Source organism: Ralstonia mojiangensis, assembly GCF_023955645.1.
In the GTDB taxonomy this organism is placed as follows: domain Bacteria; phylum Pseudomonadota; class Gammaproteobacteria; order Burkholderiales; family Burkholderiaceae; genus Ralstonia; species Ralstonia mojiangensis.
Window position 1 is genome coordinate 595,373 of the sequence record NZ_JAMXHU010000004.1, and the last position, 12,912, is coordinate 608,284.

The 12,912-nt window shown below is 65.6% G+C and carries 12 protein-coding genes; 5 read left to right on the top strand and 7 right to left on the bottom strand.

Going from position 1 to position 12,912, the window contains the following annotated elements:
* Window positions 1–2 precede the first annotated feature (2 nt).
* Window positions 3–737 carry a response regulator transcription factor gene (locus NG898_RS19335; RefSeq protein WP_252693947.1) on the bottom strand — a complete coding sequence of 245 codons (735 nt, stop codon included), beginning with the start codon at window positions 735–737 and terminating at the stop codon, window positions 3–5.
* A gap of 95 nt (window positions 738–832) precedes the next feature.
* Complete coding sequence (locus NG898_RS19340) at window positions 833–2,557, bottom strand: S53 family peptidase (RefSeq protein WP_420803707.1); 1,725 nt, start codon at window positions 2,555–2,557, stop codon at window positions 833–835.
* A 215-nt stretch (window positions 2,558–2,772) separates the two neighbouring features.
* Here NG898_RS19340 and NG898_RS19345 point away from each other — a divergent pair, with 215 nt between their 5' ends.
* Window positions 2,773–3,606 carry a MurR/RpiR family transcriptional regulator gene (locus NG898_RS19345; protein ID WP_252693948.1) on the top strand — a complete coding sequence of 278 codons (834 nt, stop codon included), beginning with the start codon at window positions 2,773–2,775 and terminating at the stop codon, window positions 3,604–3,606.
* A 13-nt stretch (window positions 3,607–3,619) separates the two neighbouring features.
* Here the strand turns inward: NG898_RS19345 and NG898_RS19350 are convergent, their stop codons facing one another.
* From NG898_RS19350 to zwf, 3 genes are read right to left on the bottom strand one after another with little or no spacing between them, the layout of a single operon-like run.
* The gene (locus NG898_RS19350; RefSeq protein WP_252693949.1) at window positions 3,620–4,687 is read right to left on the bottom strand and encodes a glucokinase; all 1,068 of its coding nucleotides are present in this window, start codon (window positions 4,685–4,687) and stop codon (window positions 3,620–3,622) included.
* Window positions 4,668–5,372: a 6-phosphogluconolactonase gene (gene pgl / locus NG898_RS19355; RefSeq protein ID WP_252693950.1), complete on the bottom strand. Its 705-nt coding sequence runs from the start codon at window positions 5,370–5,372 to the stop codon at window positions 4,668–4,670. The genes NG898_RS19350 and pgl overlap by 20 nt, the downstream gene beginning before the upstream one ends.
* Complete coding sequence (gene zwf / locus NG898_RS19360; RefSeq protein ID WP_024977939.1) at window positions 5,372–6,841, bottom strand: glucose-6-phosphate dehydrogenase; 1,470 nt, start codon at window positions 6,839–6,841, stop codon at window positions 5,372–5,374. The genes pgl and zwf overlap by 1 nt, the downstream gene beginning before the upstream one ends.
* Before the next feature lie 319 nt (window positions 6,842–7,160).
* On the opposite strand from zwf, the gene edd reads away from it, so the two are divergent.
* Window positions 7,161–8,990, top strand: coding sequence for a phosphogluconate dehydratase (edd, locus tag NG898_RS19365; RefSeq protein ID WP_252693951.1), 1,830 nt, complete (start codon window positions 7,161–7,163; stop codon window positions 8,988–8,990).
* 58 nt (window positions 8,991–9,048) lie between these two features.
* Here edd and NG898_RS19370 read toward each other — a convergent pair whose 3' ends face one another.
* Both NG898_RS19370 and NG898_RS19375 read right to left on the bottom strand, forming a co-directional pair.
* A complete protein-coding gene (locus tag NG898_RS19370; protein WP_252693952.1) occupies window positions 9,049–9,747 on the bottom strand; it encodes a YceH family protein in 699 nt (232 codons plus the stop codon).
* A 103-nt stretch (window positions 9,748–9,850) separates the two neighbouring features.
* Window positions 9,851–10,306 (bottom strand): universal stress protein, encoded by a 456-nt coding sequence (locus NG898_RS19375; RefSeq protein ID WP_252693953.1) that lies wholly within the window; start codon window positions 10,304–10,306, stop codon window positions 9,851–9,853.
* Window positions 10,307–10,444: 138 nt separating this feature from the next.
* Here NG898_RS19375 and NG898_RS19380 point away from each other — a divergent pair, with 138 nt between their 5' ends.
* The 3 genes from NG898_RS19380 (at window position 10,445) to NG898_RS19390 (ending at window position 12,904) form a co-directional block, all read left to right on the top strand.
* Complete coding sequence (locus NG898_RS19380; RefSeq protein WP_252693954.1) at window positions 10,445–10,903, top strand: DUF3293 domain-containing protein; 459 nt, start codon at window positions 10,445–10,447, stop codon at window positions 10,901–10,903.
* Between the two features lie 97 nt (window positions 10,904–11,000).
* Window positions 11,001–11,513: a hypothetical protein gene (locus NG898_RS19385; RefSeq protein WP_252693955.1), complete on the top strand. Its 513-nt coding sequence runs from the start codon at window positions 11,001–11,003 to the stop codon at window positions 11,511–11,513.
* A gap of 233 nt (window positions 11,514–11,746) precedes the next feature.
* Complete coding sequence (locus NG898_RS19390) at window positions 11,747–12,904, top strand: cytochrome c oxidase subunit II (RefSeq protein ID WP_252693956.1); 1,158 nt, start codon at window positions 11,747–11,749, stop codon at window positions 12,902–12,904.
* The last annotated feature ends 8 nt before the right edge of the window (window positions 12,905–12,912 follow it).

The window sequence follows — 12,912 nt, forward strand, 5'->3', positions numbered from 1 at the left end:
GGTTATTGGTGCGCGTCGCCGTCGGCAGGTTCCGCAGGCGACGTTGACGCCTCACGTGGAATCACATACCCCACACCGCGGATGTTCTGGATGAAATGGCTGCCGAGCTTCTTGCGCAGCGCGTGGATGTAGACCTCGACCGTGTTGCTGCCGACCTCTTCATCCCAGCCGTAGAGGTTGTCCTGCAGCTGCGCGATCGACCACACCTTGCCCGGCCGCGCCAGCAGCGCATGCAGCACCGCAAACTCGCGGCCCGACAGCTTGACCGGCACCCCCGCACGCAGCACCTCGCGGGTGACGGGGTTGAGCAGCACCTCGCCGTGGCGCATGAGCGGATCGGCGCGGCCACCTTGCCTGCGCAGCAGCGCATGCATGCGTGCCGCCAGTTCCTGCAGGTCGAAGGGCTTGACGAGGTAATCGTCTGCGCCGGCATTGAGGCCGGCCACGCGGTCGGCCACCGCATCGCGCGCAGTCAGGATCAGGATGGGGATAGCGATGCCGCGCTGCCGCAGCTCCCGCACCACGTCCAACCCGTCGCGCTTGGGCAGGCCGAGGTCGAGCAGCATGAGGTCGAACATGGTGGTGCCGGATTCTGCACCGGCGGCGCCGGGGGCAGTCACGGCGTGCACGGCAGCCTCGCCGTCGCGCACCCAATCGATGGCGAAACCGTCGTGGCGCAAACCCTTGCGCACGCTGTCGCCAATCATGTCGTCGTCTTCCACGAGCAGTACGCGCATGACGAATCAAAAATAGGCCGAGGAAGGCCCATTGTAGAACCGCCGCGCGGGCGGCCCGCGCTTTGTGCGAAACCGCCCGCAAACTCACCCCCGCATCAGAACCCGCCCGATTTGATCAGCTGATTCAACGCGCCGATGTTCAGGCTGCCCCAACCCGTCGGGTAGTCCCAGCCTTGCGCGGCGTTGTAACCGTAGCCCTGGTAGCCGTTGTTGCCCGAGACCACGTCATAGCGCAGCAGCGATGCGTTGACCGGAATGGCGCTGTACAGGCGCGCCGCCGGGAAGCCCAGGTTGCCGTTGGCCGCCAGCAGCCGTGCCCAGAAGCCGACGAAGATGGGCGAAGCCAGGCTTGTGCCGCCAATCTGCTGCAGTTGCCCGTAGTTATAGATGTAGGCACCGGTGCCTTGCGCCGCGTCGAACGACACATCGGGCAACAGCCGCGCATTGCCGCCCTGCCAGCTCGGCGCCGGCAGGATCTGGCTGATGCCGCCGCCCGTGGCCCACAGCTTGCCGTTGCCGTCCAGGCCTTCGTTCCACACGGTCTCGCTGGCGAAGCTCGATCCGCTCGTGTAGAGCGTGGTGCCGCCAATGGCCAGCACGTGCGGCGACGATGCCGGCCACGACACGCTGTAGTTGCCGCCGTCCGGATACCCGCGGTTATTGCACTCGTAGACGCCCTCGTCGCCGGAAGACACGGAGAACGTCTGCCCCTGCGCAGCGGCCGTGGTGAAGATGGCTTCTTCGGCGTCGAGCGTGCCGTCGGCGCTGGCGTCGTTCTCGCACCAGCCGAGCGACACGTTGATGATCTTGGCGGTGTTGTCGGTCACCGCCTTGTTGAAGGCCTTGGTCAGACCCGTGTTGCCCGGCGCATTCAGGTCGGCCATGTAGAAAGCCAGCTTGCCGACCGCGCCGCCGGCCGCGCCCACGATGGACTGGCTGTCGAGGTTCCACTCGCCCTGGCCTTCCTGGTCATCGGTGTAGTTGCCGCTGGTGCCGTTGGTCTTGATCGTGGTGGTGGACACCGCGGCATAGCCGTTGTTGCTCGTGAACGTGCGCAGGTCACGCAGCGTTTGCGATACACCGCCGATGGTGATGACGCCCACGGTGGTGCCCGCCGCCGTCGGCACGCCGGTCGCGCCGTACAGCGCCGGGAATTCCTTCGGGTAATGGCCCGTTGCGGTGCCCGCCGCCAGCGTGCGCGCTTCGGCCACATCGCCCACACGCAGCAGCGGACGCGCACGCGCCACGTTCTGCAGGCCCAGCACCGAGCCGACGATGCCGCCCAGTGCGCGTGGCACCTGGGCCTTGCCGCTGTTCGCAAACCCGCTGCGGCCGGCCAGCTGGTAATGCACCAGCGACGTGTTGAACGCCGCCTTGACCGTGCCGGCCGTGCCACGCGCCGACACCAGCAGCCGGTTGGGCGCCACATCGATATCGATAAAGCCGTTCTGCCGCAGATAGCGCACCACGGCATCCACCTGCGCCTGGGTGGGCGCGTGGTCGGCCAGGAACTGCTCGGTGGTCAGGTACTTGCGATAACGCGAGCTGCGCGGGTCATTCACATCGTGCGCGAGCGCTTTCAGCGTGGCCTCGTTGCGCAGCTTGAGGCTGATCAGCACATCGGTGGTCTGGCCAGGCGCGACCTCGTTGGCGGCGCCGCGCGCCATGAGCTGCGGGCCGGTCACGAACGCCTTGGTGTGGGTGTCGACCCAATCGGTGGCGGCATGCAGCGGCCCGGCGGCGAGCACCAGCGGCCATGCATACGCCAGATGGCGGCACAGGGTGGAAAAACGCTGCATGGGGAGAGCAGTACGGAGCATCGGATGTCCTTTTGAGGAGTACGACGTTGCAGGACCACGCCGCTTGTGACGACGTGGGCGTCGTTCACCGTATCCAACGCGCTGCCCTTGCAACAGTGCAAAAAGAGTCAGTTGCATCCGGAGCGCGCTGCATCTAGCAACCCCTCGCCGGGCGGTTGCGCAAGGCAGCGCTTGCCTTTATCGTGATGCGATCCGCCATTCGAACCCGCGCGCAGATGAGCGCCCAGCAAGCCACTTCCCCCGCCACCCCTGATTCACCGACCGACCTGCGCGAGCGCATTCGCGCGGCGCGCCCGTCGCTCTCGCCGGCCGAACGCCAGGTGGCGGATTGGGTGCTGCGCCAGCCCGGTACGGTGCTGAGCCTGCCGGTGGCCGCCATCGCGCGTGAGGCCGGTGTCAGCCAGCCGACCGTGATCCGCTTCTGCCGCTCGATGGGCTGCCACGGCCTGTCGGACTTCAAGCTGCGGCTAGCGCAAGGCAACGTCGCCCGGGATACCGCGCCGGCGCGCATCGCATCCCCCTCCGGCACGCGCGTCCTGCAGAACGCCATCGATTCGCTCACCACGCTGCAAGATCGATTCGACCCGCGCACGCTTGATGCAGCGGTGGCGCTGGTCGACAGCGCACACCGCATCGACCTGTACGGCTTCGGCAGCTCGGGCGTGGTGGCGCTCGATGCACAGACGAAATTCTTCCGCTACGGCATTCCCGCGAATGCGTATAGCGATCCGTATCTCGTGTCGATGTCGTTGAACGTGCTGCAGGCGGGCGATGTGGTGATCGCCATTTCCAAATCGGGCGCGTTGCCCGAACTGCAGACAGCGGTGGAGCGCGTGCGCGAACTGGGCGTGCACGTGATTGCCGTGACAGCGCCCGACAGCCCGCTCGCGGCACTGGCCGATGTCGTGCTGCCCGCCGACGTGGACGATGCAGTAGCCGATCGTTCGATGGTCGCGCGCCTGTTGCACCTGGCGCTGCTCGATGCGCTGGTGCTGGAAGTGGCGCTGCGCAAGGGCAGCGCACTCCATCACGCCGATCAGCCTGAGTAACGCGAGCGTTGCGTCAGTGCCCCTGGGCCACCGCGTGGTCCATCGCAGCGCAAAGGCCGATCAGCCCCGGATACGGAGAATGAATCACGTACACCGGCATCGATGCCACATAGGCCGAGAAGCGGCCCTTGTCTTCAAAGCGGCGCCGGAACGGTGAGTTGGCAAACGCCGGCCCCAGACGCGGGACGATGCCGCCGCCGATGTACACGCCGCCGCGCGCACCCAGCGTGACCGCCAGGTTGGCCGCAATGGTGCCGAGAAACGCGCAGAACGTATCGACGGCATAGCGGCAGCGTGCGTGGTCGCCCGCGGCGTCTTCCATCTCGCCCAATGCGATAGCGGTGATGTCGGCCGCGCGGCGCAAGGTGGGGCCTTGCTGCCAGAGGTCGAAGCACGCACCCAGCGCCTCGTAGATCAGCTCCAGGCCCATGCCGGAGATCAGCCGCTCGGCCGACACATGGCCGAAGCGCTCGCGCGCGAAGCGCCAGATGACGGCTTCCTCGTCGTTCATGGGCGGAAAGGCGACATGGCCGCCCTCGCCCGCCACGGCGATGTAGCGGCCCTCCTGCGTGGGCAGCAGCGATGCAACGCCCAGGCCCGTGCCGGCGCCAAGCAGGGCCCGCGGTGCATCGGCCAGGCTCGCGCCGCCGCCCACCTGTTCCAGCTCCTCTGCAGGCAGATACGGCAACGCATGCGCCAGCGCGGCAAAGTCGTTGAGCACGACGAAGGTGTCGAAGCCCAGCGACTGGCGCATCGCCTCGATCGAGAACGCCCAATCGCGGTTGGTCATGCGAATCTGGTCGCCCAGCACCGGATTGGCGATGCCGATGGCCGCATGGCGCACGCCGGCGGTTGCGATTTCCGGCGGCAACGATGCCAGGTACGCGCGCATGGCCGCTTCGAGCGAAGGGTAGTCATCGCCGGCCAGCACACCGATGTGGGCCAGGCGCATGGGCGCCATCTCCACCGCAAAGCGCACGTTGGTGCCGCCAACATCGGCCACCAGCCGCGGGTAGGCCAGCATGTCGGCCAACTGGTCGGCCCCCGTGCCCGCGTTCACCTCATGTAGTCCAATAGACATCGAGCGGTACCTCCCGCTGATGAATGACGTAGCTCACCGGCAGCGCACGCTGTGCCACGCCTCGCGCGGCATCGTCGAACACACCGCGCTTGACCGGTCCCGAGATCGAAAGGAACAATCGCCGCGCCGCACACAGCGCAGACAGATTCAGGCTGATACGCCGATGCGGCGCTGTGCCTGGGCGCACCGGCAGATAAGCCGGAGCCTGCGTGCGATCGATGCCCTCGTTCAATTCAGGCGCGTCGGGAAACAACGATGCGGTATGCCCATCTTCCCCCATACCGAGAATCACTACGTCGGGTTGCTGAAACGGATCATTGGCAGTCGCCACGCATGCATCCACGTCAACCGATTCGCCATGCACGTGCGGTGACAACACCAGCGGAAAAAAGCGCGCCGCCGCCGCCGCATCCTGCAACAGGTGCTCGCGGACAAGGCGCGCGTTGCTGTCGGCATGCTCGGGCGGCACGGCACGCTCGTCGACCAGCGTGATCGACACATCGGCCCAGCGCAGCGGCAACACACGCAGCGCGGCAAACAGCGCGATGGGCGAACGCCCGCCCGACACGGCCAGGCACACGCTGCCCTGTTCTTCGATCACATGCGTGAGCGTGTTGGCAATGGACGCTGCCAATGCTTGCACCTGCGCCGCGGGGTCTGGAACTGCGTGCCAGCGCATCGCCATTACATCTCCTCGTGCCAGGCAGCGTTGTCGCGCGAGAGCAGCGCGCTCGATGCCGCCGGGCCCCAACTGCCCGCGGTGTAGCCCTTGGGCGGAATGCGTGCTTCGTTCCACGCTTCAATGATCGGTTCGACCCAGCGCCAGGCTTCGGCCTGTTCATCGCGGCGCACAAACAGGCCCAGCTTGCCGTTGACGGCGTCCATCAACAGCCGCTCATACGCGCCGGCATGGCGCACGCCGCCGTGGTCGGTAAAGTCCAGGTCCAGCGTGGACGGCTGCAGACCGAGCGCCGCGCCCGGCGTCTTGGTCAGGAACTGCAGGCGGATGCTCTCTTCAGGCTGCAGGCGGATGACGAGACGGTTTTCCGGGAACTGGATCAGCGGCTTGGGAAACAGCGCGTGCGGCACGTCGTGAAAACGCACCACGATCTCCGCCAGCCGCTGCGGCATGCGCTTGCCGGTGCGCAGGTAGAACGGCACGCCGGCCCAGCGCCAGTTGGCAATCTCGGCCTTGATCGAGACGAACGTTTCAGTACGGCTGTCCGGCGGAATGCCCTGTTCATGCAGATAGCCCTGCACCGGCTGCCCCGCGATGGCGCCTTCAAGATACTGGCCGCGTACGGTCTTCTCGGGCACTTCCTGCAGCGGGATCGGCTTGAGCGCCTTGAGGATTTTCAGCTTCTCATCGCGGATGGCGTCTTGCGACAGGCTCGACGGCGGTTCCATGGCGACGATACACAGCAGTTGCAGCAGGTGGTTCTGCACCATGTCGCGCAGCGCGCCGACACCGTCGTAGAAGTCGCCGCGCTTTTCCACGCCAAGCTGCTCGGCAATGGTGATCTGCACGTCCTTGATCCACTCGCGGCGCCACAGCGGCTCGAACAGCGCGTTGCCAAAGCGGATCGCCATCAGGTTCTGGACAGACTCTTTCCCGAGGTAGTGGTCGATCCGGTAGATCTGGTCTTCGGCAAAGAACTCGGCCACGGCAGAGTTGATGCGCTCGTTCGATGCGAGATCGGTGCCCAGCGGCTTTTCCAGCACCAGCCGCACATTGGGCGTATTCAGCCCGACGCGGGCGAGCTGCTTGCAGATGTCGATGAAGAAGCCCGGGGCGGTGGCCAAGTAGCACACGGTTACCGGGGCGCGGTCTTCACCCAGCGCGGCGGCCAATCCGTCGAACTGCTCCGGTTTTCGGGCGTCGACCTGCTGATAAACGATGCGCTCGGCAAACGAGGCCCAGGCGTCGTCGGAAACGGGCGCACCGGAGTACAGGCGCATGGTCGGGCGCGTTTCACGCTCCAGCAGGGCAAGGTAGCCGGCTGTCTCCAGCGGCTGCGTGCCGATGGCGAAGATCCGCCCACGGGGGTGCAGTTCGCCGCCCTGATGCGCATCGAACAAGGCCGGAATCAGCTTGCGGCGGGCAAGATCGCCCGTACCGCCGAACAACACCATGTCGAATGCGGGCACCGACATCGTCATCTCCTGTGTGTGAGCCATCGATTAGGCTAGCCTAGCTGACTAGCAAAGCCACGTCTTTTAAGCTCATTTTGTAGTATTACTACATCGCGAGCAAGGCGTTCGTGAAACTGCCCGGGCAAGCGTTTCCGGCAAGGCTTTTGCCGCAGGGCGTGGGCTTCGGCGCGACTTCTGGCACGCAATTCGCGTGCTCGCCCGTGTTATCGGCGCTGCATCGGATGCGATACCTGTGGAAAACCCTGCACCACATCCGGCGCATTTGTAGGAAAATTACAGCATTCCGTCCTGCCCGGACCTACCCCCCAGGAGAACCCGCATGGCCCTGCACCGCACTTTGGCCGCCGTCACCCAGCGCATCATCGACCGCAGCCGCGGCCCCCGCCAGGCCTATCTGGATGTCACCCGCAAGAATGCCGGCCGCAAGGTCGAGCGTACGCTGCTCTCGTGTACGAACCTCGCGCACGGTTTTGCTGCCATGCCGGGCGAAGCGAAGATCCGCCTGAAAGCACTGGAGCGGCCGAACCTTGGCATCGTATCCGCCTACAACGACATGCTGTCGGCGCATCAGCCGCTGGAGGCGTTTCCGGCGTGGCTCAAGCAGGCGGCGCTGGATGCCGGCGGCACCGCGCAGTTTGCCGGTGGCGTACCGGCCATGTGCGATGGCGTCACGCAGGGCCAGGACGGGATGGAGCTGTCGCTGTTCTCGCGCGACACGATTGCCTTGTCGACGGCCGTGGCGTTGTCGCACCAGATGTTCGACGCGGCGCTGTACCTGGGCGTGTGCGACAAGATCGTGCCAGGGCTGGTGATTGGCGCGCTGTCGTTCGGCCACCTGCCCGCCGTGTTCGTGCCGGCCGGCCCGATGACCACCGGCATCAGCAATGATGAAAAAGCCCGCACGCGGCAGCTTTACGCGGAGGGCAAGCTCTCGCGCGCCGACCTGCTCGAAGCCGAATCCAAGTCGTACCACGGCGCCGGCACCTGCACGTTCTACGGCACGGCCAACTCCAACCAGATGCTGATGGAGGTGATGGGCCTGCACCTGCCGGGCACCGCCTTCATCAACCCGAACACGCCGCTGCGCGAAGCGCTTACCCGTGAATCGGCGCGCCAGGCGCTCAAGCTCGTCTTCAGCGGCGACCAGTACACCCCCATTGCCGACGTGCTGGATGAGCGCGCCTTCGTCAACGGCATCGTCGGCCTGCTGGCCACGGGCGGCTCGACCAACCACACGCTGCACCTGATTGCCATGGCGCGCGCGGCCGGCATCCTGCTCACGTGGGACGACTTCAACGACCTGTCGGGCGTGATTCCGCTGCTGGCGCGTGTCTACCCGAACGGAAAGGCCGACGTGAACGAATTCCAGGCCGCGGGTGGCCTCTCCATCGTGATTCGCGAACTGATCGATGCGGGCCTGCTGCACGACGACGTGACGACGATCATGGGCAAGGGCCTGCGCCGTCATTCGCAGGAGCCGTTCCTTGACGGTGACAAGCTCGTGTGGCGCGATGGCGCTGCCGCCTCGCTCGATACCAACATCGTGCGCGGCGTGGCCGAGCCGTTCTCGCCGGACGGCGGCCTGCGCGTGCTCGACGGCAACATCGGGCGCTCGGTCATCAAGGTGTCTGCGGTCAAGCCCGAGCATCGCTTTGTGGAAGCGCCGGCGCGCGTGTTCCTTGCGCAGGACGATCTGATCAACGCGTTCAAAGCCGGCGAACTGGAGCGCGATTTCGTGGCCGTGCTGCCGTATCAGGGCCCGGCCGCCAACGGCATGCCCGAACTGCACAAGCTCACGCCCACGCTGTCGGTGCTGCAGGAGCGCGGTTTCAAGGTCGCGCTGGTGACGGACGGCCGCATGTCGGGCGCGTCAGGCAAGGTGCCGGCCGCCATTCACATCACGCCGGAAGCGCTCAACGGCGGGCCGCTGGCGCGTGTGCGCGATGGCGACATCGTCGTGCTGGATGCCGAAGCGGGCACGCTCTCGGTGCGCGTGCCGGAGGCCGAGTGGAATGCCCGCCAGGTCAGCGTGCCCGATCTGTCGCATTACCACGCCGGCGTTGGGCGAGATCTGTTCTCGGGCTTCCGCCGCAATGTGTCGGCAGCGGAAGAAGGCGCCTGCACGTTGTTCGTCTCGGCCGGCGCATAAGGGCGCATAAGCCAACACGATCCAACCGGCCGAGGCCCCATGCCTCGGCCGGTTGTGTTTACAGCGTCGATTTGTCGATCGAGATACCCAGTTCACCGGCCATCTGCTCGACAAGCGCCTGGAGCCTGGCCACCTTGTCGGCCAACTGCTTCTGCTCCGCCTTCAGCGCTTCAAACTCAGACGGCGCGATTGACTCGTCAACGCCGCCGCCCTGCCGGATGTCGGCTTGCGCAACTTCACCGCACAGCAGGTGCATCCAACGGCTTTCACGCTCGCCCGGCATACGCTGCAGCTTCACGACATAGGGCGGATCGTTCTCGGCCAGTTCGTCCAGAAACGCTTCAACGGATGAAATGTCGGCAAAGGCGTGGAACCGCGCCGCGTTCAGTCGCAACTCAGCTGCAGTCTGCGGGCCGCGCAGCAGCAGCACGGTGAGCAACGCGACGGACTGACTTGGCACACCCAGCACGCGGTTCATGTTGTGCTCGAAGCGCGGCACACGGCTGCTGCTGCCTTCCATGACCAGGCTCAGGGACTTCAGCCCGTCGATGGCCGTAAGGATCTCGGCTTCGGTAACGGACATGACCGGCGCACGTGCGGTTTTCTGATTGCAGCCGGCCGCCAGCGCGTTGAGCGTCAGCGGATAAGTGTCGGGCACCGTGTGCTGCTTTTCGACCAGAACGCCGAGCACGCGTCCTTCAAGGGCGGTCAGAGTACGGATGGCGCGACGCTGTGGCGCGTCGGGATTGATATTCATGATGGGACGGCGACGGATACGCTGGGTGGGGGCAAATCGAATCCCGACATCATATCCGGCACCCGCAGGCAGGAGGCCCTGCCTGCGCAATGACAACCGAGGCTCAGCCCTTGGCCGGACCGCGTACCAGCAACACCGGCGTGGTTGCCTGGCGGATGAACTTCTCGGCCACGCTGCCCAGCATCGCATGCGCCAGGCCACGGCGGCCGTGCGTGCCGATCACCACCACATCGGCGCCGCTTCGCACCGCTTCGGCCTGCAGGGCACCCGCCACATCCTCACCCACGTTCTGCGTTTCCACCAGCACCGTTTCCTGCTGCAGACCGGCAGAGGTGAGCGTTGCGGCAGTGTCTGCCAGCAACGCGGTGCCGGCCTGGATAAACGACTTGCGCAGCTCGGTCGGGTCGTAATAGCCGACGTCGAACAGCATGGCCGGGCTGTCGACGATATAGACGGCGCGGATGGTGCTCTGGAATGCCTTGGCAAGGCGCACGGCCTCGGCCAGAGCCAGCTTGCTGGTTTCGCTGCCATCAATGGCGACCAGGATCTTCTTGTACATGGTTCAAGCCTCGCAGGGGGAGTGGTTGTCGGAATACTGTGCCGGGGCAGCAACATGGCCGCCTACACACTATTCTGTGACATCCACGGCCCTTTTGCGTTGCGCCAGATCAGATGGCCGCGACCATGCGACGCAGCAATGCACCACCATCCGCCCGCCCCTACGCCTGAGTTGATTGCCGCTTATCGCAGCGCGCGGTATCGCCTAAGCACGCCGGAAGGCGACGTGCTGCTGCGCGTCGACGCCATCAACCCGTGCGTGGCGGCATTGCTCGCGCAAGCCAATGTGCCGTGGGCCGTCTTCGTGACGGCGCATCAGCCGTTTTCGCACGCAGTGTCTGCCAATGAAAATGCTGCGCGGCAGGCCGAGCTGCTTGCCTGGGCCATCGCACGCGGCATGGCCTGGCTCTCGGGCGAAGGCGGCCCGCCGGAAGATGCCCCGGCGAACACGTGGCCGCCCGAGCCGAGCCTGCTCCTGTTCATCGAAGACCCTTCGGTTGCCGATACATTGATGCTCACCTTCGAGCAAAACGCCGTAGTGCTGTGCGATGCGTATGGATTTTGTACCTTGCGTTGGCACCCGTATCTGCCAGACTGATTCTGCACAGGGCACTTGGCGCACAGCGCTTTGCAACACCGTAAGTGGCGCTTCCGATTCCTAAGTGCTTGCGTGGATACATCAGCAGGAGGTTCGTATGGAACTGCACATGCAATCGCATCATTGGGAGCGCCGCATGCCCGACTGGCTCGCCGCCAGCGTGGCCGGCCTCGTGGGCGGCGCACTGGTCATCGTGCTGGAGTTCTTCTGGTCGACCATGGTGCTCAATGAAAGCCCCTGGCGCCCGACCCACAAGATCGCCGCCATGATCATGGGCCGGGGTGCGCTGGAAGAGATGTCCTTGTTCAGCTTCAGCATCGTGGGGACAGCGCTCGTGCTGCACTTCGTGCTGGGCGCCCTCATGGGGATGATCCTTGGGGCCATCATCGCGCCGTTCCACTTCGATTCGAGCCCCGGCATGCTCGCCGCTGTCGGCGTGGCGTTCGGGATCGTGGCGTACGTGGTCAACTTCTACGGCATGACGGCCGTGTTCCCGTGGTTCGTGTCGGAGCGTGGCTCAGGGCCATTGCTCGCGAATCTGCTATTTGGCGTCGTGACGGCGATCACGTACGGCATGCTGGAGCGGCCCATGCCCAAACCCATGCACTGACACACCCGCCTTTTTCCTGCGGCGCCGCAAGCTGAGCGGCGCCATCAGGGTGCGGCCGCTTCGGGCAACCCATGCCGGAGGCGGCCGTTTTGCATTGCGGCGCAGCATGCAGACGGCGCGTCGGCGCGATCCGTACGCGGGGTGTGCCTCGTCCTTACGTTGCCTTGCACGATCCGAGTGCGCGACCTAGCCTGTCTTTAGCGTGTTGAGGGAGTCCCTCGCCGGAGGTGCCCATGGCCCTTGCGATTGCGCTCGTGCTGATCGTCGTGCTGGCGGTGGGGTTTCACTTTGCCAGCCCGTGGTGGATCACCCCGATCGCCTCCAACTGGGTGCGCATGGACGACACGCTGACGATCACCATCGTCATCACCGGCGTGCTGTTTGTCGCCATCAACCTCTTCGTCGTCGCGGCGCTCCTGCGCTATCGCCATCGCGATGGCCAACCCAACCAACGCGCCGCCTACGAGCCGCACAACAAGCGCCTGGAATGGTGGCTGATCGGCATCACCACCGTGGGTGTGGCAGCGCTGCTCGCGCCCGGCCTGTTCGTCTATGCCGATTACGTACGCCCACCACCGAACGCCCTGCAGATGGAAGTGCTCGGCCAGCAGTGGCAATGGCGCTTCCGCTTTGCCGGCCCCAGCGGCAAGCTCGGCACGACCGACGTGCGCTACATGAGCAACGACAACCCGTTCGGCATGAACCCGGCTGACCCGAACGGACGCGACAACGTCCTGATCGAATCCCCCGAGCTGCATCTGCCGATCAACCGCCCGATCCAGGTGCTGGCGCGCTCGCGCGATGTGCTGCACGACTTTTATGTGCCGCCGTTCCGCGCGCGCATGAACATGGTGCCGGGCATGGTCACCACGTTCTGGTTCACGCCCACCAAGGCAGGCCGCTACGACATCCTGTGCGCGCAGCTCTGCGGTATCGGGCACTCCAACATGCGCGGCGTGGTGGTCGTGGAAGACGAAGCATCGTTTGCCCGCTGGCTCGCACAGCAGACCACCTTCGAACAGAGCCAGAAGGCGAAGGTGCAGGCCGCCCCCGCCGCTGCGGGCGGCAGCGCACAGGCTCTGGCGGAGCAAGGCCAGGCGCTCGCCCAGGCCAAAGGCTGCGTCGCCTGCCACTCGGTGAATGGCACCCCTGGCGTCGGCCCGACATGGAAGGGCTTGTACCGCTCCACACAGACCATGGCCGACGGCTCAACCGCAGTGGCCGATGAAGCCTATCTGCGCGCCTTCATCCGCGATCCGAAAGCGCGTGTGGTCAAAGGCTTCGCGCCCATCATGCCGAACTTCGACCTGAGCGAGCAGGAACTCGCAGCGCTGGTGGCGTACATCAAAGCGCAAGGTGGCGACGCTGCGGCGACCGCTGCAAAACCGTAGCGAGGAGA